General features: G+C 53.3%; 19 protein-coding genes and 1 riboswitch. Of the genes, 11 read left to right on the top strand and 8 right to left on the bottom strand.

What is annotated here, in order from left to right:
* Positions 1–60 precede the first annotated feature (60 nt).
* Positions 61–444 carry a TraR/DksA family transcriptional regulator gene (locus LX87_RS14315; RefSeq protein WP_111628909.1) on the bottom strand — a complete coding sequence of 128 codons (384 nt, stop codon included), beginning with the start codon at positions 442–444 and terminating at the stop codon, positions 61–63.
* A 335-nt stretch (positions 445–779) separates the two neighbouring features.
* Between LX87_RS14315 and LX87_RS14310 the strand changes: the two genes are divergently transcribed.
* Together LX87_RS14310 and LX87_RS14305 are read left to right on the top strand one after the other, a co-directional pair.
* A complete protein-coding gene (locus tag LX87_RS14310; protein ID WP_211325313.1) occupies positions 780–2,054 on the top strand; it encodes a Glu/Leu/Phe/Val family dehydrogenase in 1,275 nt (424 codons plus the stop codon).
* Positions 2,055–2,204: 150 nt separating this feature from the next.
* Entirely contained in the window at positions 2,205–2,864 is a 660-nt protein-coding gene (locus LX87_RS14305; protein WP_111628907.1) for a phosphatidylserine decarboxylase family protein, read from the top strand.
* Positions 2,865–3,182: 318 nt separating this feature from the next.
* Here the strand turns inward: LX87_RS14305 and LX87_RS14300 are convergent, their stop codons facing one another.
* Both LX87_RS14300 and LX87_RS14295 read right to left on the bottom strand, forming a co-directional pair.
* Complete coding sequence (locus LX87_RS14300) at positions 3,183–3,563, bottom strand: hypothetical protein (RefSeq protein ID WP_111628906.1); 381 nt, start codon at positions 3,561–3,563, stop codon at positions 3,183–3,185.
* A 45-nt stretch (positions 3,564–3,608) separates the two neighbouring features.
* Positions 3,609–6,935 carry a glycosyl hydrolase gene (locus LX87_RS14295; RefSeq protein WP_111628905.1) on the bottom strand — a complete coding sequence of 1,109 codons (3,327 nt, stop codon included), beginning with the start codon at positions 6,933–6,935 and terminating at the stop codon, positions 3,609–3,611.
* 399 nt (positions 6,936–7,334) lie between these two features.
* Between LX87_RS14295 and LX87_RS14285 the strand changes: the two genes are divergently transcribed.
* Positions 7,335–8,066 carry an NUDIX hydrolase gene (locus LX87_RS14285; RefSeq protein WP_111628903.1) on the top strand — a complete coding sequence of 244 codons (732 nt, stop codon included), beginning with the start codon at positions 7,335–7,337 and terminating at the stop codon, positions 8,064–8,066.
* 69 nt (positions 8,067–8,135) lie between these two features.
* Here the strand turns inward: LX87_RS14285 and atpC are convergent, their stop codons facing one another.
* Positions 8,136–8,384, bottom strand: coding sequence for an ATP synthase F1 subunit epsilon (gene atpC, locus LX87_RS14280; protein ID WP_111628902.1), 249 nt, complete (start codon positions 8,382–8,384; stop codon positions 8,136–8,138).
* Between the two features lie 102 nt (positions 8,385–8,486).
* Entirely contained in the window at positions 8,487–10,010 is a 1,524-nt protein-coding gene (atpD, locus tag LX87_RS14275) for a F0F1 ATP synthase subunit beta (protein WP_111628901.1), read from the bottom strand.
* A 458-nt stretch (positions 10,011–10,468) separates the two neighbouring features.
* On the opposite strand from atpD, the gene LX87_RS14270 reads away from it, so the two are divergent.
* From LX87_RS14270 to LX87_RS14235, 8 genes are all read left to right on the top strand, one after another.
* On the top strand, positions 10,469–13,441 hold the full coding sequence (locus tag LX87_RS14270; protein WP_229310659.1) for a hypothetical protein: 2,973 nt from the start codon (positions 10,469–10,471) through the stop codon (positions 13,439–13,441).
* A 39-nt stretch (positions 13,442–13,480) separates the two neighbouring features.
* Positions 13,481–13,981 (top strand): hypothetical protein, encoded by a 501-nt coding sequence (locus LX87_RS14265; RefSeq protein WP_111628899.1) that lies wholly within the window; start codon positions 13,481–13,483, stop codon positions 13,979–13,981.
* A gap of 48 nt (positions 13,982–14,029) precedes the next feature.
* Positions 14,030–14,752, top strand: a complete 723-nt coding sequence (locus LX87_RS14260; RefSeq protein ID WP_111628898.1) for an ABC transporter ATP-binding protein — start codon at positions 14,030–14,032, stop codon at positions 14,750–14,752.
* A gap of 104 nt (positions 14,753–14,856) precedes the next feature.
* Positions 14,857–15,639, top strand: a complete 783-nt coding sequence (locus LX87_RS14255; RefSeq protein ID WP_111628897.1) for a carboxypeptidase-like regulatory domain-containing protein — start codon at positions 14,857–14,859, stop codon at positions 15,637–15,639.
* A gap of 76 nt (positions 15,640–15,715) precedes the next feature.
* Positions 15,716–16,189, top strand: coding sequence for a (2Fe-2S)-binding protein (locus LX87_RS14250; protein ID WP_111628896.1), 474 nt, complete (start codon positions 15,716–15,718; stop codon positions 16,187–16,189).
* An 18-nt stretch (positions 16,190–16,207) separates the two neighbouring features.
* Entirely contained in the window at positions 16,208–18,415 is a 2,208-nt protein-coding gene (locus LX87_RS14245) for a xanthine dehydrogenase family protein molybdopterin-binding subunit (RefSeq protein WP_211325312.1), read from the top strand.
* Between the two features lie 121 nt (positions 18,416–18,536).
* Positions 18,537–18,893 (top strand): DUF6152 family protein, encoded by a 357-nt coding sequence (locus LX87_RS14240; RefSeq protein ID WP_111628895.1) that lies wholly within the window; start codon positions 18,537–18,539, stop codon positions 18,891–18,893.
* On the top strand, positions 18,890–19,378 hold the full coding sequence (locus tag LX87_RS14235; protein ID WP_111628894.1) for a DUF6644 family protein: 489 nt from the start codon (positions 18,890–18,892) through the stop codon (positions 19,376–19,378). The genes LX87_RS14240 and LX87_RS14235 overlap by 4 nt, the downstream gene beginning before the upstream one ends.
* A gap of 153 nt (positions 19,379–19,531) precedes the next feature.
* Positions 19,532–19,640: riboswitch (SAM riboswitch) on the bottom strand.
* A gap of 188 nt (positions 19,641–19,828) precedes the next feature.
* Here LX87_RS14235 and LX87_RS14230 read toward each other — a convergent pair.
* Genes LX87_RS14230 through LX87_RS14220 form a run of 3 tightly spaced genes read right to left on the bottom strand, consistent with a single transcriptional unit; the run spans position 19,829 to position 23,807 of the window.
* On the bottom strand, positions 19,829–21,361 hold the full coding sequence (locus LX87_RS14230; protein ID WP_111628893.1) for an arylsulfatase: 1,533 nt from the start codon (positions 21,359–21,361) through the stop codon (positions 19,829–19,831).
* A gap of 35 nt (positions 21,362–21,396) precedes the next feature.
* Positions 21,397–22,497: a GHMP family kinase ATP-binding protein gene (locus LX87_RS14225; protein ID WP_111628892.1), complete on the bottom strand. Its 1,101-nt coding sequence runs from the start codon at positions 22,495–22,497 to the stop codon at positions 21,397–21,399.
* A 14-nt stretch (positions 22,498–22,511) separates the two neighbouring features.
* The gene (locus LX87_RS14220; protein ID WP_111628891.1) at positions 22,512–23,807 is read right to left on the bottom strand and encodes a DUF3472 domain-containing protein; all 1,296 of its coding nucleotides are present in this window, start codon (positions 23,805–23,807) and stop codon (positions 22,512–22,514) included.
* Between the last annotated feature and the right edge of the window lie 8 nt (positions 23,808–23,815).

The raw sequence follows: 23,815 nt of genomic DNA, 5'->3' as shown, positions 1-23,815 counted from the left end.
CTCCATATGGATAGAGCGGGCAGGTTATTAAAAATATTTTCCTCAAGTCACTGAGCAGAATTACGCCCGTTTTAGTTTGGCTTCGATCGTCTGCTGGGTGTGGGGTACAGCACGCAGTCGCTCTTTGGGAATCAGCCGGCCGGTGTCGATGCAGATACCGTAGGTACCATTTTTGATCCGGATCAAAGCCGCTTCGAGTTGCTGAATAAACTTCTGCTGACGAGCTGCCAACTGGCTAAAGTTTTCGCGTTCACTGGTGTCGGCGCCATCTTCCAGTAACTTCGAGGTACCCGACGTATTATCCGTACCGCTGTCATTTCGCTTGCTAAGCGTTTCTTTAATGTAGTTTAGCTCGCTGCGGGAGGCTTCCAGTTTCTGAGTAATCAGCACCTCGAACTCTTTTAGCTCCTCTTCCGAGTATCTTTTCTTTTCTTCCTGAACCATCGTACTGATCAGCTAGTTAAGTGGGTGAAAATGTTTCCGTCGATGAAACAACAAAATTACAACTCGATTCATTCTTTTTCAACGAATAACGCTTACCGTTTAAAAAAAAGTTCAAAAAACACTTATTGGTAATTACCCATAAATGCCAATAAAAATTTGGCTTAATGGTCGGTTGATGTGGCGATGTTTGGACGAAAGGGATGCCAGACATAAATGATTTTGAAGATTAAAATTATACAAAACCACGAAAAAATAGCTCTTAACACATAGCGTTGTCTTTTTTGGTAAGTTTGTTACGGCACACCATTGAACTCGCCAACTAAAAAAATAGTATTATGGCTTACATAGAACCAGCTCCCATAAAAGATACAGAAAACCCGCTTGAGTCGATGATGTCACGATTCGATGCGGCTGCGCAAATGCTCGGTATTACCGAAGAAATGTACTACATTCTGAAAGTACCGGCCCGGCAGGTTACCGTCGGTTTACCCATTACGATGGACAACGGCTCCATCAAGGTTTTTGAAGGACACCGCGTTATTCACTCCACTATTTTAGGCCCTTCCAAAGGAGGCATCCGGCTTGATCCGGGGGTCACGCTCGATGAAGTGCGGGCCCTGGCAGCCTGGATGACCTGGAAATGCGCCGTTGTCGATATCCCGTATGGCGGAGCCAAAGGCGGTATTGCCTGCAACCCGCGCGAAATGTCGGCCGGTGAAATCGAGCGGTTGATGCGGGCCTATACCGTGGCGATGCTCGATGTTTTCGGTCCCGACCGCGACATTCCGGCGCCTGATATGGGTACTGGCCCGCGCGAAATGGCATGGTTGATGGACGAATACTCAAAATCCCGCGGCATGACCATCAATGCCGTCGTAACGGGTAAACCACTCGTGCTGGGCGGTTCGCTGGGGCGCACCGAGGCTACGGGCCGGGGTGTGACGGTGGCGGCTTTGTCGGCCATGGATAAATTACGAATGAACCCATACCGTTCGACGGCGGCTATTCAGGGTTTTGGAAATGTGGGGTCATTTGCGGCTGAGTTGCTGCACGAACGGGGCGTGACGGTTACGGCAGTCAGCGACGTAACGGGCGGCTATTATAATGACAAAGGACTGGACATTGGTGCGGCTATGGCGTACCGAAACGCCAACAATGGCACCCTCGACGGTTATACAGGTGCTGAGCGGATAACAAACGAAGAATTGCTGGCGTTGCCGGTTGATGTGCTGGTGCCAGCGGCCAAGGAAGACGTAATTACCGCCGAAAATGCCGATTCGATTCAGGCAAAAATGATTGTGGAAGGTGCCAACGGCCCCACATCGGCGAGTGCCGACGACATCATCAATGAGAAAGGAATCATGGTGGTGCCGGATATTCTGGCCAATGCCGGTGGGGTGACGGTTTCCTATTTTGAGTGGGTACAAAACCGTATTGGTTACAAATGGACCCTCGACCGCATCAACCGCCGGGCCGACCGCAACATGAAAGACGCCTTTGATCGCGTGTTTGAAACTTCACAAAAATATAAAGTTTCCATGCGGCTGGCGGCTTACATCGTTGCCATCGACAAAGTGGCCAGCACGTATAAATACCGGGGCGGCTATTGATCCGATTGCGGTTCCAGGCTGGTTAACCGGCCTGGAACCGCATGGGTTAAGCAGGGGGAATGTAACGGTTCGAATTGGAGTCAATGGCGTTTGTTTCGTACCTTCGCGCTCCAACTCCGCTTTCTACGTCGCAACTGATTTTCCACACGTATGACCATCCACAAGGAAGGATATCAAATTTTGTTCTGGACCGTGTTGATTCTGCTAGCAGTCAACATCTTATCCACTTCGTACCTGTTCAATGGCAATGAAACCGCGATTACGCTGGTGTTGGCAGCGAGTCTGGTGCTGTTTCTGTTGATTCTCCAGTTTTTTCGCAAACCCCGCCGGTCTACTCCGCTAAACGATCAACACGTCATTTCGCCCTGCGACGGCACGGTGGTTGTTATTGAAGAAGTCAACGAGCCGGAGTATTTCAAGGAGCCGCGTCGGCAGGTATCCATCTTCATGTCTCCTCTGAATGTTCATATCAATTTCCATCCCGTCACCGGTACCGTTCAGTATGTAAAATATTACCCGGGCAAATACCTGGTGGCCTGGCACCCGAAATCGAGCACCGAAAACGAACGGACTTCCGTAGTGATCCGGGCTAAAAACGGCGCTGAAATCCTGCTTCGTCAAATTGCCGGTGCGCTGGCCCGTCGAATTGTCTGGTATGCCAAAGAAGGCCAGCAGGTGCAGCAGGGCCACGAGCTGGGCTTCATCAAATTCGGCTCCCGTGTCGACCTTTTCCTGCCGCTGGATGCCGATGTTAAAGTGAAAATTGGTGAGAAAACGAAGGGTGGAGTAACCGTGATTGCGGATATATAGGAGTCTCCATAACCATTTAATATAAAAACTGGTCAAAATCGCAGCCGCAACGGTGAGTGATTTTGACCAGTTTTTTTGTCAACATATCGTCTGGATTGCCCGCTTAGTAGCTGATTCCAAACCTATAATGGTCCGGTTGTAACGGTATCAGGCTCTAGTCGTTCTGCTTCATTGGGCCATAGGGTTACCGCTTTCCCGAACCCGAGTTTGCGCTTTGGCCGGAAAGCAGGCCGGGGCACAAACCGGAAGTAGCTTGTAAAACACAGGGCGGTGAACACTCACCGCCCTGCTTTCCTGTTAAGACAAAATAGGAAGTTGTTATTCCTTCAGTCGCTTCGCCTTAGCTTCAAACATATTCATCAGAGAGCCTTTCAGGTTATCATCATCGACTTTTGTCAGATCAATGTTAACATCATAGCCCTGAGTCGTAAAATAAAGGGCTATTTTGTCGGCGCTCTCTTCAATGCTGGTCAGCGGTATTTTCTCCTTCATTGTGCCGGTGGGGTCGGTGAGTTCGCCGGTGAGCTTACCGTCTTTGCGGACGAGGTCCGTTACGAATCGGGCGTCACCGTTGGGCGTTCCGGCGACGTTAATTTCCCATTTCCCAGCGAAGAAGTCTTCGGGTGCTGGCGCTTGTGAAATGCCTCGCAAGGCAACACTTACTAATACCATGACGAGGAAAAAGCTTACTTTTTTCATGATTGAAATAGAGTTAAGTGAAATTTAGATGGTTTGCTTTTCGATTTATTGCTTTGCCTGAGTTGACGCCGTCGTAGCTGCCAGCACGCGAACCGGCCCCAGCAGACCCGAGGGAAGCAACGGGGAATCGGCCCGGTAGAATGGTAAAGTGGTAAAGGTAACTTTGCTGGTCGTGCCGGGCTGGGCATCACCAATCAGGCGGTTTACCCACAGGTTGGTGACGTTCACCTGTACGGTATTGCGACCCGGTTTCAGGAATTGGGTGATGTCAAGCCGGAAAGGTTTCTTCCAGACCGTGCCCACGTTTTTGCCGTTTACGAGTACCTCGGCGATGTTCTTTACGTCGCCCAGATCAAGAAAATAAGCCCCGTTTTTGTTCAAAGAAGGTAGTTCAAATGCGTTGGTGTAAGCAGCCGTACCAGAAAAATATTTAATTCCCGGATCGGTATTCCCGGACAATGAGGTCAGCGTATTGAAGGTGGCCTGCGCGGGAGCGCCCCGGCCCTCCTGAAAACGTACGGTCCACGCACCGTCAACCTGGGCAACCGCCGACTCCGTAACGGCGGGTTTGGTGTAGGCGACTGCCGTTGCCTTGGTGCGGAAAACAATGAAGTAAGCTTCCCACGGCTCAAACCTAAGCGGCACCACCGTGCGCCCTTCTTTGATCTGGTAAGACACCTTCTCGGTTTTTCCGGTTTCGGGATGCCATAGTTCAGGCACTTTACCCGTTATGCGGAAGCTAACAGTGGCGCTATTCTGGTCTTCGCTGCGGTTATCAAGCCAGTAAAGATCGGTGTCGGCCGTCTGACGGTGTACGTACATCAGATCAGCCCTGGCCTGCGTTATGTCCACGTCTTTTGCGATGCCTATTTGCTTTAGCACGTTCTCGACTGGCTCCGTCGATACGTTCGGGTTACTCCAGATCTGATTCGCCAGGGCGGTGAATTCCGCCGGATTGTCGCTCAGGCTGGGGGAACGTTCCGGTTTCGCACCAACTACTTTCATCCCCGCTTTGACCAGTTCGCCCAGTTTTTTCAGCACTGGCAGCGTCATGGTTTCTGCCGTGGCATCCAGAACAAGCACTCGATACGACTGACCACTTGGGGTCATGAGTCTGCCGCCCTGCACCCTTAGGGCTTCTTTCAGCACCGTCGCGTTGGCAAAGTCGAACGCGTAGCCCGTCATCCCGACTGGCAGCTTCTGGGCGAATGCCTGCGTGATGTTATGGTTTTCGCCGTAGTAATACAGCACATCCACGACGGGTTTGCCCTGTTGCAGCAGAAAGCAGCTCCGGCTCAGGTAGTCTACCCAGGGTTTGGCGTGCTCGGCCCAGGTTTCCTGTCGGGTAAAATACTGGCCGAAAGGCCCCAGCGACAGGCCGGGTTTCTTATCGTCGAGCGGCTGGTGAACCGACGTGTGAATGACGAAGCGGTTTAGCCCCGACGCCATCTCCAAGTCCGCCGTACGCTTCAGCTTTTCCGGATGCCAGCTAAACGCGTTCATAACCGACGTCATTGATTCGGCGGCCACCAGATTCTGGCCGTAGATATGCGCCACCGAAGCGGCTTCCCGAATATCGGCTTCGCTGCGGACTTCCTCGTTTGGGCCCGCGGCCAGACTACCCGGCGTCCACATGGCCGACATCGGAATATCGGCCTTCCGCTTGACGTCCATTCCGTCGGCCAGGTAAATCCGCCCATTTTCGTGCGACTCGGTGTAGCGTTTCATTCCGCGTGCGTGCAGGGCGTCGCCGATTACTTCGTAGTGGTTTTCGACGATCATCTCGCCGATGGTTTTGCGAAAATCCCACAGGAACTTCTCGCTGGCTTCGGCACTCTTCACAACCCGACCCGTCAATACCGGCAGCCAGGGTTTGATGTCGTACCCGCGCCGTTTGGCAAACTCCTCTGGCATGGTTTTCGTCCAGGTCATGTGGCCTGCTTCATAGCTGTCGAGCACCATATACTCCAGGCCCTGCGTCCCCATTTTTCCGCCAGTGGCCTCTTTGTACAGGTCCAGGTAAGTGTCAATGTATTTCCGAACGGCTACCTTGTCGAGTTTATCCACTTCCAGTCCCGTGGCTTCGGGCGATGCGGGGTGGTTTTTGCGCCCCGTTATGGAATAGCCCAGCCGGATCACCACCCAGTTGCCGGTGGGGGGCGTCCAGTTCAGCGTACCGTCGGGGCCCATTTTAGCCGTCAGATCCACAACATCTTCGGTCGGAATCGCGTCGGCATCGGTCTTAATGAGCGAATGGGTGTCTTCTTTCCAGGGGCTGAAACCGGCTTTTTCTTCATAAAGGTCTACCCGGTCGGTATTGTGCAGCACCAGTTCGGCCACCGGAATCCCTTCCGGCTTGCCGGGAGCCGCACTGCCCCCAAACAAGGCAGCAAAGGGATTGCCCTGCGGTTCCAGCGTTTTAAACGTAAACCGGAAAAACTTCGCGGTGGTGGGCACAATACTCATGGTGTTTTGCGGCACCGTACTGCCCCTGATAACCACAACATCCCGAAAGTTTACGCCGTCGTCGCTCACCTTCAGCGCCCGGTTGTCGGGGGCGCCCCGAAATTCAGCCAGCGGACCTCCGCTGCTGGCCCCCACAATGGTAAACGCCTTGAAGGTTTGCGGACTGTCGAACTCGTACTGAATCCACCCGTCCTGACCAATTTCTGCCGGTGGTAACAGTGTTGTTTTGCCCAGGTCGCCGTCGGTTAACTGGGCGAGGCTGAACGTACCTCCGCTTGAACTGATTTTGGGATTGAATGCGGCCAAGGGCTTTTCGGTGGCCGGTACACGGTAGGCAATAACGGAGGCATCCGCATAATGCGTAGGCAGTTCACCTGTTGGCTCCTGACCACTAAGCCCTTCACCGGTGGGCATCGGAACATTCTGAAAGTTACCGGTGGTGGCTGGTGGCTGGGGTAGCTTCCCCGAAAAAGCCTGCCCGCCCGTTACACGGGTTTCAGTCCAGACGTACTTTTTCATGGCGTCGCTGGCCGGCACCCACGGTCCACCCGTCACGCTCCAGCCGGGCGAACCGGCAATGGCCATTTCCAGGCCGAGTTTCTGCGCCAGATCGGTGGTGTGCTTAAAGGCATCTTTCCATTCGGGCGTCATGAATACCAGCTTTTTGGGCGTAACCGGGGGCGTCATCAGGCTGGCGTCGAAGTTCTGAAAACCGCCAATGCCCACGCGCTTCATCCACTCCAGGTCTTTCGTAATGCCTTCTTTGGTAATGTTGCCGTTCATCCAGTGCCACCAGACGCGGGGCCGGGCCGCATTGGGTGGCCCCTGAAAGGCTTTCTGGAGAGCTGAAGGCTGCGCAACCGCCAATACCGGGAGCATCCAGGCCAGGAGGGTTAGCTTTTTCATAAAAACAGGTTAAAGGTTGGGAGGGTAACGACGGTCATTTTTAATGAGGGCGTTTAGCTATGACAACGGGAAGCCTGGACATGAATAAGGGGCGGCTGATCAGGAGTAACTCTGCTTTCATTCAGGCAACGGGTTATCGGTTGTTAAGCAAAGTTAAAAATTAAAATTTATTGTCTACTTTTTAGACAATAAATTTTATCTAACTATATATTTTTGTTGTGCAATTTATGGTTTGGTTACGACTCGTAACGCTGCCAGCAAGATTAATTCCATTTTCTTTGTAGGCCATGCCGTTTTTCGGAGATCAGGCTGGCTCAGAACATAGACATTCTTATTCGTAAGAAGGGAGGAAACACGGAGTTTGAGACTGAACAACTTGCGGATATTAACCCACAGCGTATGCATGCCTTTAATGAACAGGACTATATTCAGCAGCTTTCAATTGATTGCGTCATCTTTGGTTATCAGGAAAAGCAACTCAAGGTATTGGTACCGAAGATGAATTTCAAAGGTGACTTCTGGGCGTTGCCAGCGGGATTTATCTATCAGGACGAAAACATCGACCAGGCTGCCCGCCGGATTCTGGAAGGCAGAACCGGTATCAAAGACATTTACCTGGAGCAATTCAGGGTGTTTGGCGATGCCCGACGAACCAATATCCAGGTGCTGGAACGATTGATTCAACTCAATGAGAACGAGTTAGGGGATAAACGGTTCGACCGGAAAGAGTTTGACTGGATTACCCGCCGGTTTGTGTCAATTGGCTATTACGCTCTGGTTGATATTAGTAAGGTGGTTCCCCAGCAAAGTGAACTGGACGCATCCATCGGATGGTATTCCATTAAGGAGTTGCCCACAATGATTATGGACCATAACGAAATGGTGGAAAAAGCTCTTGAAACCTTGCGGCTGAATCTCGACCAAAAGCTGATTGCTTTCAATCTGTTGCCTCAAACGTTTACCATGAAGGAGTTGCAGGAACTTTACGAGGCAATTTTTGACCGACCGTTTGCCCGAAACAACTTTCAGAAAAAAATGCTGGAACTGAACGTATTAGAACGTCTGGAGAAGAAATTTACGGGCGCGGCCAACAAAGCGCCTTACCTGTACCGTTTCCAGCCGGAGGCATAGCCGCTAAAAACAAACCCCCGAAAAAAGCCAGCAACGGCCTTTTCGGGGGTTTATTCTGTACGAACCGGTTTAGGCCGTAATAATGGCTTCGGCCAGAACCAATACCTTGTTGTTCAGCACCTCAACCACGCCACCGTCTACGGTAAACGTCTGAGTTCCGGCGCTGGTAGCCACCGTGACCGGTCCGCGGGCCAGCGTGCTGACGATAGGAGCGTGGTCGTTCAAAACCTGAAACTGACCTTCGCTGCCCGGAAAGGTAACCGCTGTAGCTTCGCCGGCAAAGATTTTCCGATCCGGTGTAATGATTTCCAGATGCATTTTTTCGTATGCTTAAGAGGAAAGATGGAAGATGTGAGACAAAAGACAACTACCAGGGTGGTAGCGGTCTCTTATCTCACGTCTCTTTTCTTTTAATCTATTTTATTTGGCGGCTTCTTTCATCAGACGCTCGCCCTTCGCGGCTGCATCTTCGATGGTTCCAACCAGGTTGAAAGCCGCTTCGGGCAGGTGATCCCATTTACCGTCGATGATTTCGTTGAAACCACGGATGGTTTCTTCGATCGGTACCAGAACCCCTTTCAAACCGGTGAACTGCTCGGCTACGTGGAACGGTTGCGACAGGAAACGCTGTACCCGACGTGCCCGGTTTACGGTTTGTTTATCTTCTTCCGAAAGCTCTTCCATACCGAGGATGGCAATGATATCCTGCAATTCTTTATAGCGTTGCAGAATCTCCTTCACGCGCTGAGCGGTGTTGTAATGCTCATCACCCACGATTTCGGCGGTCAGAATCCGAGAGGTTGAATCCAGTGGGTCAACCGCAGGGTAGATACCTAACTCGGAAATTTTCCGGCTCAATACCGTTGTGGCATCCAAGTGGGCAAACGTCGTGGCCGGAGCCGGGTCAGTTAAGTCATCGGCAGGTACGTAAACGGCCTGTACTGACGTGATCGAACCGCGTTTGGTCGACGTAATGCGCTCCTGCATCGTTCCCATTTCCGTCGCCAGCGTGGGCTGGTACCCTACGGCCGACGGCATCCGGCCCAGAAGAGCCGATACTTCGGAACCCGCCTGGGTAAACCGGAAGATGTTATCGATAAAGAACAGAATGTCACGGCCCTGGCCCGTACCGTCACCATCACGGAAGTGCTCGGCAATCGTCAGACCAGAAAGGGCTACGCGGGCGCGGGCGCCGGGAGGCTCGTTCATCTGTCCGAAAATAAAGGTCGCCTGGCTTTCTTTCAGCGTCTCAGAATCTACTTGTGATAAATCCCAGCCGCCTTCTTCCATCGAGTGTTTGAAGTTGTCGCCGTATTTGATAATGCCGGCTTCGATCATCTCGCGCAGCAGGTCATTTCCTTCACGGGTCCGCTCACCCACCCCGGCAAATACCGACAGACCGGCATAAGCCTTGGCGATGTTATTGATCAATTCCTGGATCAATACCGTTTTTCCTACACCGGCACCACCGAACAGACCGATCTTACCCCCTTTGGCGTACGGTTCGAGCAGGTCGATAACCTTAATCCCGGTGAAAAGAACTTCAGTTGACGTAGCGAGGTCCTCAAACTTCGGAGCGTTCCGGTGAATGGGCAAACCGCCGGTGCTTTGAGGCTGTGGAATACCGTCGATGGCCGTTCCGACGACGTTGAACAGCCGTCCGCGAATTCCGTCGCCTGTCGGCATGGTGATCTGCGTACCCAGGTGAGCCACGGTCATGCCGCGTTCAAGTCCCTCGGTAGCATCCATCGAAATCGTGCGAACCCGGTCTTCACCAAGGTGTTGCTGGCATTCCAATATAACTTTTTGGCCATTGGCTTTGGTGACTTCCAGAGCGTCCAGAATCGCCGGTAGCCGCGACCCTTCGCCCTCAAAACTCACGTCAACAACCGGGCCGATCACTTGCGTGATTTTACCCGTATTCGTTGCTGTTGCAGTTGTCATGCTATGAAGTTGAGAAATTTAAATAGGAAAAGCGTGTTAAATGCGCCTGCAAAATTAGTTGATAATTTGCTGAAACCCAAGTTCCATTTTAATCTAGTTTTAAGTTTTAAAAGCCCAAATTGTTTTTGTTACAGTTAGTTTGCAGCTTTCAGGCTCACTTTTGCCGTTTGCACAAAACAAAGAATTTGCCTAAAGTCAATCTTATTAACCGGTTCGCAAAAAAGAGGAGGAGTCAATAGATAAGATAATCAGGCTCTTTCTGGTAATAAAATCAGGCTTTTTATAAAATAAACGGTTTTATTGAATCGGTTTGAACACGAGGCACTAACTAATCTGTCGCAGCGTTGCTATGAGTAGTTTAACCGCAAGCTTTTTAACTTGGCCGGTTGGTATTTAATTCTATGCTCTTTTTCTGGAAAAATTGGAATACAGGCCATCGAACGGCCTATCTAACGGGATTGGTTTTGTTCTGCACGGCCATCATTGGCATGGTCTGGGCCTGGATGCAGGGCTTGCAGAACGTCGTACGCTGGGATGTTCTGAGCGAACTCATCGAGCTGCCCGCTACCATCGGTGCCTTTACGGATGGTTTGTTTGATTATGCCATTACGGGCAAAACCTATATTGTCACAGAACAGTTTGTGGCTTCGGCCATGCAGGCCAACGGACTGGCGGCCCGGCTGACAACGCTGGGTGTCTGCACGGGGCTGGTGTTGGTGCTGGCGGCCATTTCCCGGCTGCCGCGCTGGTATTATCTGGTGTCGATGGGCGCCCTGATTGTTCTGGTGGCAACCTTCCGGCTGGAGGTGCTGCAACTACCCGGCTTTTTGACAACGGCTCTGGGCGGCCGATTACCCTTTATGGCGGTCGTGCTGGTGCTGGGCCTGGTCAGCTATTATTTTCATGCCTTTCGCATCGAGATTTCCTTACCTGTTCGGTTGCTGGTTTTTGCGGGGCTGGCCGGACTGGGCTGGCTGGCTGTTGATCGACTGGCGGGACAACCAGTGCCGGCGCTGGCGTTTATGGGGTACGCCCTGCCGGGTTTGCTGGTGTTGTCGCTGGCTTTTATCTTCTGGATTTCGGCGGAAATTATTGCGGCTTTGGTGTACGTTACCTCCGTAGCCCGGACTAACCGCAGCGATGGGTCGGGCCGCCCGCTGGGTTTGAGTAATTTTTTGTTTATCAGTCTGTTGTATCTGGCCAACCTGCTACTGATCTGGCTGAGCAATACAAAGGTCATCGACTGGAATCCGGTGGTGGTCAGTCCGTTTATCCTGTTTCTGATCTCGCTGGTGCTGGGGCTCTGGGGCTTCCGGCAACAACTCCGGCAGAGCGAAAACTTCATGTCGTTTCACGACGGCGGGGCGTTTCTGTATCTGGGTATGGCGCTTATCACCACCCTGACCATCACGTATGCGTTTGCTTCCGCCAATGATCCGCTGGTCGAAGCACTGGAAGACGTTATTGTTTACACCCACCTGGCAACCGGGGCAGTGTTTGTGGCCTATGTCATTTTCAACTTTATGCCGCTCTACCGCCAGGCCCTGCCGGTCTACAGGGTGCTGTACAAACCGACGCGGTTTTCGTTGTGGCAAATCCGGCTGGTAGCGGCCATCCTGACCGTGGTTATCATGGGGGTGGAGAATTTCTTCCCGCTGAATCAGGCCATGGCCGGTTATTTCAATACCGTGGGCGATTTTCATACGGAAACAGGCGAGGTTCGGATTGCCGAACAATATTACGGGCTGGCCCTGAACGCCGAATTTCAGAACCACAAATCCAATTACGCCATGGCGTCGCTGGCCCTGAAGCAGGGCGACAAGGTGACAGCGGCTTATTATTTTCAGCGGGCGTTGCTGAAACAACCCTCCCCGCAGGCGTATGCCGGGCTGACATCGGTTTTGCTCGATGATAATCTGTTTTTTGAAGCCGTCAAGATGTTGCAGCGGGGCATCCGGGCTTTTCCGCAAAACGGTGAGTTGCAGAACAATCTGGGGTATCTCTACGCCCGGACCAGCGTAGCCGACTCGGCGTATTATTACCTGGCCGCAGCATCCGGTAACACCGCCCGCGAGGAGGTGCCGCAGACCAATCTGCTGGCTTTCTGGGCACGAAATCCACGACTGGTTTCGCTCGATTCGCTGGCCAATGCTTCCGAAGCGCGCTCGTATGAGTCCTACGAAGCAAACCGGTCGGCGCTGGCTTTTTTCCGGTCCAATGCCGACAGTGTGACGATTCAACGCCCCGATTGGCTCGACGAACCCCTGACGGATGCCGGGTTGAGCGTGGGGCGGTTTGCCCGGTTGTATAACTACGCCGTCGGTAATCGGACCACGGATACCACCTTGCTGAAAGTACTGCATCGGATGGGAGAGAACCCGGCTAATCAGGATTTTACGGATGATCTGTTGTTTGCTCGGGCCGTTGCCAATTATTATACCGCTAACAAACGCACGGCTTTTGAACTAACCGATCAGCTCGCTAACGATAACCAGCGGACCGGTGAGTTTTACAACTCGGTAACGGGACTCTGGATGCTGGAGCAGGGCCTGAACCGGAAAGCCGCCGACATTCTGGCTCAGAATACCGACACACTTTCAATGTATTACCAGGCGCTGGCGATCACCAAGACCGGGGATTCGTTCATAGCCCAGTCGCTCTGGGAAAATGCCGGGCGCACCGACCCCGCCGTGCGGACGCTGGCGGAGGTCCTGTACGGCAAAAAACAACCCGCTACGGATCTCGAAAAAGCCTTTGCCCTGCTGTATGACCCCCTGCTCGATCAGACCGGGCAACAACGGGCCCTGTATGCGTCCCTGCGCGACGATAACCTGAAAACCATTGTAGCATCGGCATTGGCAAAACGGTATTTAGCCGCCAACCAGCAGCCTCTGGCCCAAAGCTGGTATGAGCAGATCCCGCAGGAGGCCAAACTGAACGGATACGCCGGAGCAGCCATGACGGTTGCTTACCTGCGGCTGCGCAACGCTCAGGGGCAGTTTGATCAGACCATTTCTGATGGCCGCCAGACCGTTATACCCGCGTTTCAGGCGGAGAAGGATTTCATTCTTGCGCAGGCTTATCAGGGCCGGCGACAGGTCGCCCAGGCCCGGCAGGCTTATGAAAAGGCGCTTCGGCGGGCGCCCTTCAATGCCGAAATTGTGGCGGCTGCGGCTTCGTTTGAACGGCAGAACGGCAAGACGGAAAAGGCGTATAATCTGGTGCTGGAGGCTTTGCCGCTGAACGAGCAAAACCCGGATTTGCTGAAACTCTATACCTTGCTGTGTCTGGATCAGGGGTTGACCGACTATGCCGAAGAAAGCCTGGCCCGGCTTCGGGCGGCCACCTCGCCCGCCGATTATCAGGCGTTTCTGACAAGCTATCAGGCCAAACGTGCGTTGATTGAAAAACAACGGGAGTCATTCCAATAATTTAGTAAGTTTAACAGTTGTTTTAAATTCCTGGCTTTTATGGAAAAGCAGCTGCATTGGGTGAAAGAAGCGTTCAGTCGTCAGGTCGTGATTATGGACGGTGACCGTGTCGTCGGTGGGATGCACCGCGACCTGCTGGTTCGGGATGTTGATGCCTATCTGAACCATGTTCATATTTTCTTTGATGTTACGGGTTTTCTGGTGCATTCGGTCAACATTCACCACAAAAACGCCGGTGACAAAATCATCGGCCGAATTGATTTCGGGGTGTTCAATGGCGCGAATGTGCTGTTGGAAACCGGCGAAAAGTATACCTGGCGACGGGAAAACTTTATGATGCACGAATGGAGTCTGGTCGCTGATGATCCCGACACGAGGAGCGAACGCGAACTTGTTCATTACGACCGCACGCGGAAGTTTCTGACCGACGAAGGAACCATTGAACTGGTAACCGAAATGCCCAATGCCGAAATGCTGATTCTGACGGGGTTGTTTGTTCGGAATTATTTCCTGCGAAAACGAAAAATCGCCACTACCTAACCGTCTTTACCTTGTCTAGAATACCGTGCAGGCCGTTTTCAACTGATTATGAGCAAAAATATTATTGAAACCCACGAGATCTCCAAACGATACGTGATGGGTAGTGAAGTCATCGAAGCGCTAAAATCGGTGACAATTAACGTCAAAAAAGGAGAATACGTAGCCTTCATGGGGCCATCGGGTTCGGGCAAATCCACCTTGATGAACATTGTGGGGTGTCTGGACACGCCGACTTCCGGTTCCTATATTCTGAACGGACAGGACGTGAGTAACATGAGCGAAAACGCGCTGGCGGAAGTCCGCAATAAAGAAATTGGTTTTGTGTTTCAGACATTTAACCTGCTGCCCCGGCAAACTTCGCTGGAAAACGTCGCCCTGCCGCTGATTTATGCGGGCTACAGCAAAGCCGATCGGACCGAGAAAGCCATGCAGGCCCTGAAAAACGTTGGGTTGGACCACCGGGCCAGCCACCGGCCCAATGAGCTATCGGGTGGGCAGCGACAACGCGTAGCTGTGGCGCGGGCGCTGGTCAACGATCCCAGTATTTTGCTGGCCGATGAACCAACCGGAAACCTCGACACCAAGACGTCGTACGAAATCATGGATCTGTTCGACCAGATTCATAGCAAAGGCAATACGGTCATCATGGTAACGCACGAAGAAGACATTGCCGAATACGCCCACCGGATTGTCCGACTGCGCGACGGTCTGGTCGAAACCGACCGGGTTAACGCCAACATCCGGAAAGCCAGGAGCTTTATTCAGGACTGACGGGGGTGAACCACCGGTTCGGGAAAGCCTAAAAAATGTTAAAAGCCGGGTAAGCTGTTTGAAAAAGGCTAGCTTGCAGGTAGCTATTTCCGGACTGCCGTGGTATGAAAAAAGTCTCACTCTTCTTGCTATTAGCCCTATTGACGACGTTGACCGGTATGGCGCAAAACGTCCGGAGCGGTTCGGTGGTCGATAAGGTCAGCCGAAAACCCGTTGCGCTGGCCACGGTCCAGAACCTTTCCCTTCGCCGGGCGGTGATGAGTACCGAATCCGGGCAGTTTCGGCTTACAGCTTCTCCGAATGATACACTGCTGATTTCCTGTGTCGGTTACAAAACCGAGCGCGTCGTCGTTCCGGCCGACGAATCCGAATTGCTGGTAGAAATGGTTCAGGAGATAAAACAATTGAACGAAGTAGTCATCAAAGGCTGGACGGAAAGCCGCTTTAAGGAAGAATTTTTAAAGCTGAATATCCACAACGACAAACCCGTCATTGAGATTAAAACGGCTCCGGAACTGGCCGGTGTACAGCTCGGAAATGCCGGGCGGATGGGCTACGATTACAAAACCCTGGCTCCCAAAATGACGCTGAAAGGCCCGGTTTCTGCCCTGTATGGCAAATTCAGCAAAGAGGCCAAAAACGAGCGTAAACTGCAACAATTCCATCAGGCTGAAAGTAATAAACAACGCTACCTGACGCGGCTGGACCCCGTCTGGATTTCGCGCATTACGGATTTAAAAGAAGAGCGTCTGACGGCTTTTCTGAAGTTCTGCAAGCTTCCGGAAGCGTTTGTGCTGGAAGCCACCGAGTATGACCTGATCGTCGCCATCCGGGGTTGTTTGAAGGAATTTCTGGTTCAGGAACAAACCCGGACCGAAAAGGGGTAGCCTGTTCGTATCCACGGTTAACAAATTGCTTTTTAGCGGGTTGTTTGTTTACTTACCAGCGAATAAAAGCAAGAGGATGAAAGCCCGGCTCACCATCGAAGTAAACCAGAAGCGGCACACCGTTGAGGTCGATCCGGCCACGCCGTTGCTCTACGTTTTACGGAACAATCTCCAGCTAAACGGCCCCAAATACGGTTGCGGTCTGGAGCAGTGCGGAGCCTGCATGGTTTTGCTGGACGGAAAAGCCACTCCCAGTTGCCTGTTACCCGTTGAAACCAGTATCGGAAAAGCCATTGTCACGCTGGAAGGACTGACGCAGCCCGGTGGCAAACTACATCCGGTGCAGCGGGCGTTTGTCGAGCAGCAGGCCGCCCAGTGTGGCTATTGCCTGAACGGGATGGTGATCTCCGCCGTGTCACTGCTGACCGAACAAAAGCATCCCGACGAAACCGCCATCCGCAAGGGAATGGAGCGGGTTTTGTGCCGCTGTGGTACCCAGTCGCGCATTCTCCGGGCGATCCGCCAGGCGGCTAACGAATCCAATCCATAAAACCGCATCCTTTCCGCCATGAACGAGCCCACGACAACCCCCGCTCTGTCGCGACGGGATTTCCTGAAAACCGCCGGATGCCTCTCCATCGGCTTTTCGTTTGCCTGTCATCCGTTGTCGGCAGCGCCCCAACCACCCTTGCAGGATTCGCTGCCGGGGCCTTTGCGGCAACAACCGCAGATCAACGCCTGGCTGGAAGTGCTGGAAAACGGTCGTGTCCGGGTTCTGACCGGTAAACTCGAATTGGGGCAGGGCATTCGCACCGCCATTGCGCAGGTGGCCGCCGAGGAACTGGATATGGACTCCAATCACGTCGAGGTGCATCTGGCCGAAACCGGTCGAACCCCGCACGAAGGCTACACCGCCGGGAGCGGTTCCATCGAAAACAGCGCAATGTCGGTGCGCTACGCAGCCGCAGCCGCCCGGCAAAAACTGCTGGCGCTGGCGGCCCAACGCTGGAATAAGCCCGTTGAGCAACTCCGCCTGGCCGATGGAAAGATTGAGGGCGGAAAGGACCAGCTTACGTTTGCGCAACTGCTGAACGGCACGCAACTGACCGACGAGGTGCGGCTGCCGGTGACGCTAAAACCGAAGTCCGAATACCGTTGGGTCGGGAAAGCCGTTCCCCGGGCGGATATTGAAAAAATGGTGCGGGCCGAACCGGTGTATGTGCAGGACCTGCGCCTGCCGGGCATGGTACACGCGCGGGTGGTACGTCCGCTGGCGTACGGCGCCAGGCTCCGTTCTTTCGACGAAGCGGCTTTAAAGAAAGCCGTGCCGGGCATTCTGAAAACCGTCATTAACGGTAATTTCGTGGGCATCATCACAACCGAAGAATACGAAGCCGTGCAGGCGCAACTGATGGCCCGGGAACAAACCAAATGGGAAACGACCAAACCGTTACCGGATAATCAGAACCTGGCGGAATTCATTAAAAAACTTCCATCTAAAAGCCGGACGGTCAAGGAAACCGGCGACGTAAAAACGCTGGAATCGTCGGGGGGAAGCTCGCTGAAAGCCCGTTATTTCAAACCGTATCATATGCACGGTTCGATTGGGCCGTCCTGCGCCGTAGCCTTGTATCAGGACGGAAAATTGCATATCTGGACCCACAGCCAGGGTGTTTATCCCTTGCAGGAAGCCGTAAAAAAAATGCTGAACCTGCCCACAGAAGCGGTTCACGTGGTGGGCGTTCCAGGTTCGGGCTGTTACGGTCATAACGGAGCGGATGACGTGGCGGCTGATGCGGCTCTGCTGGCGATGGCCTACCCCGGAAAACCCGTGCGGCTGCAATGGTCGCGCGACGACGAACACGGCTGGGAACCGTACGGCAGCGCCATGCAGATGGAAGCCGAAGCCCGGCTGGACGCTTCGGGAAAAATCACCCATTGGCGGTATGATGTCTGGACCGACTCGCACAGCACCCGGCCGGGCGGTGAACCCGGCAATTTGCTGGCGGCCCGGTCGATTGAAAAACCGTTTTCCCAACCGTCGTCGGGATACAGTGGGGGCGGTTACCGCAATTCAGAGCCGTATTACGCCATTCCAAACCTGAAGGTAGACGCACACTTTTTTGAAGGCCCGCTTCGGGTGTCGGCCCTGCGCAGTCTGGGTGCTTACGGAAATGTGTTTGCCATCGAATCGTTTATGGACGAACTGGCCGAAAAAGCCGGGAAAGATCCGCTCGAATTCCGGCTCAGGCATCTGGAGGATGAGCGGGCGATTGCGGTCGTTAAAAAGTTGCAGGAACTGACCCGGTCCGAAAAAGGGAAACCCGGCGAGGGAATCGGTTACGCGTTTTCCCGGTATAAAAATGTGGCCACCTACTGCGCCGTAGCCGCGCGGGTGCTGGCTGATCCGAAAACCAGTAAGGTACAGGTGCTGAAAATGTGGTCGGTGATTGATGCGGGCGAGGTGATTAACCTCGACGGTGTGAAGAACCAGACGGAAGGCGGTATGATTCAGGCCGCGAGTTGGACGCTGAAAGAAGAAGTTCAGTTTGATAAACAGCACGTCAGCAGCCGGGATTGGTCGTCGTACCCGATTTTTCGGTTTAGTGATGTGCCGGAAACCGAGGTGGTCGTCATCAACCGCCCAGACGAAAAACCATTGGGCGCGGGTGAAGCGGCCCAGGGACCAACGGCTGCGGCACTGGTCAACGCCATTTATCGGGCCTGCGGTCAACGGATTCGGCACCTGCCCGTGCGATTAGACCGGAGAGAATAGACAAGGGAGGATAAACTGCTGTTTCCTGTCTTTCCGTCCCCTGTCTAACTTCTAATGTCTTATATCTTTTGTCTAACGTCTCTTGTCTCCCTTTATTCTTAACTCTCTAAACCCCAAAATCATGGCTTTATTAAAAACTTCACTATTTGCGCTGTTTCTTTTTCTGGGAACGGCTTTTGCGCCCCTGCACCACGGCTGGGTGGATTATGACCAGACAAAACCGCTGGATTATACCGGTACCATTGAGGACGCCAAGTATGAAAACCCGCACGCAACGGCCAGGGTGAAAGACAAAGATAAAACCTGGCTGGTGGTGCTGGCTCCGACGAGCCGGATGCAGGAGCGGGGTGTTAGTGCGGAGATGCTCAAAAAAGGCGGTTCAGTGCGGGTGGTAGGGTATCCACACAAGAAAGTCAAAGATGAAATGCGGGCCGAGCGGATCTTTATTGACGGTACCAAATACGAACTCCGTCGATGAGCGGGCTTATTCCCGTCGAATGGCTGCAACATATCGAAAATACCGGGTTGGCCGCTGCCATCCGGCAATCGAACTGGCTGTATCCCGGACTTGAAATTGTTCACATCGTCGGGATTGTGCTGCTGGTGGGCGGGGCGTTTCTGTTTGATCTGCGGCTGCTGAATTTTTCACCAAGAATACCGGTTGCGGCCCTGGCGACGCATGTTTTGCCGTGGTCGCGCCGGGGCCTGCTGCTCGTTGTGCCGTCGGGTCTGCTGCTGTTCAGCACAAACGCCGAATCGCTGGGGAATGATCCGATGTTCTGGCTGAAAATGATTCTGATTGTAGTCGCTGGCGTTAATGTAGCCGTTTTCCACCGGATTACCTTTCGGTCATCGACGGGCTGGCAGGGTGGAAAAACACCGCCCGGCGCCAAAGCCGCGGCCATTTGCTCGATGGTGGTGTGGCTGGCAACGATTGCCTGCGGGCGGTTGTTGGCGTATTGAATCGAAAACCGTCTGAGAACGAAATAGCCAGCGCTGACTACCGCTGGCTATCTCTTGGTTGAGAGATCTGTGGATTACCGAATCGGGGCCAAATGCCAATCCTGATCGGGGTCGCAACGCTGATACGAAGTTTGCTTTTTCATGATGGTTGTTAATTTATAGTTCCTAATTGTTTTAGGCAGGTTAGCACTTATTCCAACGGATCGTTCGGAAAGTTGCTAAGGGTTCATCGAGCCTGTCTCTCCCCCTTTCTTTATAAATTCATCGCCCCGGAAATACTCCGTGAAGAAGTAATTGAGATGATAATGCAAAGGTAAAAGGTCGCTTTTTATTTTCCAAACTAAATCTATATTTTTTGTAGGGTATTGTTTTTCGACGCTACACCCAATCGCTACCCTTACTTGCTTTTTTGTGATACTCTAAATCTGATCAGGCGAACGGTTCGAAGACTTATTGTTTTGTAAGAACCGTCGTTTTGGGGTTGATAATCTCCCAGTCGTTGATGTGCGCCGGAACGTGTTCGCGGGCGACAATCGCATCAAATTGTTGGAGTAAGCCGGGGTGGCTGGCAGCCAAGTTGGTGGTTTCGCTTTCGTCTTTGCTCAGGTCGTACAGCTCCCAGGGGCCGTTCCGGTTTTTGCGCACATCGGTCTTAACGGCTTTCCAGTTACCCATCCGAATGGCCAGTTGCCCGCCTTTTTCGGCGTATTCCCAATAAATATACGCGTGTTTTTTCTGTTTGGCCGGCTGCCCCAGTAGCGTGGGCAGAAACGAAATACCGTCGGTGACAAAAGGTTTTTGATAGCCGACGAGTTCGGCCAGCGTCGCCAGCAGATCGTACTGCACCGAGACGTGATCGGTTACTTTTCCGGCAGTTATTTTGCCGGGCCAGCGGGCAATCATCGGTTCGCGGATACCACCTTCGTACACATCCATTTTCAGACCCCGCAGGTTGCCAACGCTTTTGAAATAAGCCGCTTCGACCCCGCCGTTGAACGTCGTGCCGTTGTCGCTCGAGAACATCACAATCGTGTTGTCGTCAAGTTTCAACTCTTTGAGCAACTGCATCAGCGCACCGATCTGCTTGTCCATGTACGTAATCATGGCGGCATAGGTAGCCCGCGGATACGGTGTTGACGCGTAACCTCGCTGACCCAGATACGCTTGGTCATCAAACTTCCCAACGTATTCCTGAACGGCGGCTTCGGGGGCCTGGAGCGAGACGTGCGGAACCGTAAAGGGCAGATACAGAAAAAACGGGCGGTTTTTGTTCTCGCGTACAAACGCCTGGGCTTTCTGGGCCATGTTGTCGATGGCATACTCCTTCCCCCGGTAATACGCAAAGGCTTCGGGCGTGGCCGTTTCGGGCGTTAACCGGCGGTGTACGTCCATGACCGGATTGTTCAGCGGGACGGGTTTGCCGTTTTCCCAGAGGTGAGTCGGGTAAAAGTTATGGGCCTGTTTCTGATCGAGATAACCGTAGAAATAATCGAAGCCCTGCTCGTTCGGGTTGCCGGTGGTATTGGCCATGCCCAACCCCCATTTGCCGATGCAGGCCGTCCGGTAGCCCGACTGCTGAAGCATCCTGCCGATGGTGAACGCCCCCGGATAAAGCGGCATCTGACCTCCTTCCAGCGAGTCGGCAAAACCACCCATTTCGTAGTTTCCACGGATGTACGAATGACCGCCGTGCCTGCCGGTCAGGAGCATACAGCGGGCCGGGGCGCAAACCGGCATACTGGTATAATGCTGCGTAAACCGTATCCCTTCACGCGCGATCTGGTCGAGGTGGGGTGTACGGATTTTTTGTTGCCCATAACAGCCCAGTTCGGCATAACCCAGGTCATCGGCGTAGATGTAAATGATGTTGGGCCGTACGGCAGGGGCTTTGGACGTATACCCGACCAGAAACCACCCCGCCACCAACACCGTCAACAGACTAAAAACGGCTCCGACGTATTTTTTTAAACGAAAAGCGTTCATGCGTTATGCGCGAAATCTGAACGAATCTACTCTTTTTACTCGTCAACCGAAACGGCTTTAGGCTGAACCGAAACCCCCTGATCAACCCGGATGATGTACGGTTTGCCGCCCGCCCGTTCGATGGCTTCGGCCACGGCTTCGGGGTTTTCGGGGGCGTAGGCAAACATGCAGCCACCCCCGCCCGAACCGTTGATTTTACCGCCGTAGGCACCCGCTTTGAGGGCTTCGTCGATCATGCGGTCGATCTTGGGCGTCGAAACCCGCTTGGCATCCCGGAGGCTGGTCTGGTGAATGTTCAGCAACGCGCCCAGCCGCTGGTGATCAACCGTTTTGGTTTGGAACATCGTCAGCGCTTCGCGCAGCACATCGCGGTCAGAAAGATTGCCTTTCAGAAGAATGAATTCGTCTGCGGTCAGCAAATGGCGGTATTCATCGGCTTTTTCCTGCGGACAGGACGGAAGCGCGAACGTGGGATCATACTGCCGGATTTTTTCCATAGCGCCCAGCATCCCGAATTTAACGTGCTTCAATACGCCAATGGTGTCTTTGGGTTGGAGTGAGTCGCCCAGAACAAACGTGCCGAGCTGGGGCTGAAAGGATTCCAGATGAATTTTGGGCGTTGATTCCAGGTAAATCACACCCCCGACAGCCGTTGCGTAGTGGTCCATCATCCCGCCGGGTTCGCCAAATTCCAGTACTTCGGCGCGATGGGCCAGTTCGGCCAGGCGCTTGGGCGACAGCGTTTGCGGATTGTCGGCCAGTTGGGTCAGCACAGCCAGCCAGGTTACCAATAGGGCCGACGAACTGGACGTACCGGAATTGATGGGAATGTTGCCGCGAACTTCGCCCTCAATACCGTTTGAAAATTGGAAGCCTTCGCGCAGCAGAATATTGACGGCACTTCGGAAGTAATCGCGCTCGTGCTGGTACGGTAACGGCAACGTCGTCAGTGAAAACCGTTCTTCGGCATTTATATCGGGCAGCGCCAGATAGACTTCAGACCCGGAAGTGGGCTCGGCGGTAATCTGAATGCGTCGGGAAATGGCAGCGGCAATGACGGGCAAACCCAGGTAGTCCTGATGTTCTCCAAACAAACAAATGCGACCAGGCGTGGAGACGGAAAGGGATAAAGACATTGTGCGATTAATGGCTACGGTAATTGAGAAAAATCAATGACGGGTGTTTTCTTCAGCGGCTTTCGGGTAAGTTCGGTATTGAGCGGGACGGAATCGTCGAAGAAGCCGCAATTTTTCAGAAAAAACTGATTATTGGGTAATAAACCGCCCGCGTAATCCTGCCGGAAGCCGTTCCGCGCGGTGGCATCGCCGGTAAACCGGGCACCCACTAATTCGTGCCAGACTCCTTCCTTGCTCCGAATCCATTGATTGCCAAAAGCCACTTGTCGGGCCAGGTTGCCGGTATTCGGTATAAAGTTTTCGAGAAACGAGTGGGGCGATTTTAGGTACGTAGTGGTTTTGGGGCGCCTGAAACTGGCGATCAACTGCCAGTTGGCGTCCTGAGCGTCGGAGAAGTAAGCCGTATAAGTCGTGTAATTAGCTTCGGTGGGACGCGCCCGGAGCAAAAACCGGTAGGTCCGGCCCGCTTTCCAGGGGTAGCGCAGGTAGCTTTGTCCGCCGGAGCCTTCGTTGCCAAAGTCGTTGGTCGTGACACCTTCGCCTTTTTTCTCCAGCAGGATTTTCTGATCGTCCGGAATTTCTTTTGGATTGTCGGTTTTGAACGGACTCCAGACCGAGAACAGCACCCGGCGCTCGGTGGGCGAGTTGACCTGGATGCCAAAATAGCCTTCGGCAAACCCGTTGGCCATGAAGTAGGAGCCAAGTACGTCGCTGCCTTCGGGAACGGTAATTTCGTTGTAAAACCACTCCGAATCAACGGTTTCCGGGGCGGTATATTTCAGGTGAACCGACGGACCGCGTCGTCCCCAGTAAAAGTAATTGCCTTCGTTGTTGCGGACAAAAACCGTCTTTTCATCCACGGCTTCTCCGCTGATACCCAGCTCTCGTAACTGACCAAAGGAACCGCCCGTTTGGGTTACCCCCTGCATATCGATCTTCACGTAACCCGGTTTTGTAATTTTCCACTCGCCCAGGTAATATTCTTTTTCCGCATTGCCGCTGGCCGAAAATTCGACCGATTTTCCTAGTAAGCTCGCCCGGATTTCACTTTCGCCTTCGGGAACGCGCAGGGTGGCCGACAATTTGAGGGTTCCGGCGCGGGCAAACCGGATGTAGGTGGAAATGACGGTTTCGGATTGAGTCCAGCCGGTCAGGCCGTCGTTGGTGATTCTGGTGGAGCGGTCGGAGGCATTCGAAACCCAGGCGTTGCCGCCGAGGGGAACCGGCAAGCGATTCGCGTCGTGCGAACCACTTGCCGGTAAAAACAACGGGATACTGATTAAAAAAAGGATTTGGGTTAGGAGAGTCATTCGAAGCT

Origin of the sequence: Larkinella arboricola (genome assembly GCF_003259745.1) — a bacterium.
Taxonomy (GTDB): Bacteria; Bacteroidota; Bacteroidia; order Cytophagales; family Spirosomataceae; genus Larkinella; species Larkinella arboricola.
The sequence above is the reverse complement of the archived record's forward strand: the minus strand, read 5'-3'. Positions and strand labels throughout refer to the sequence as shown.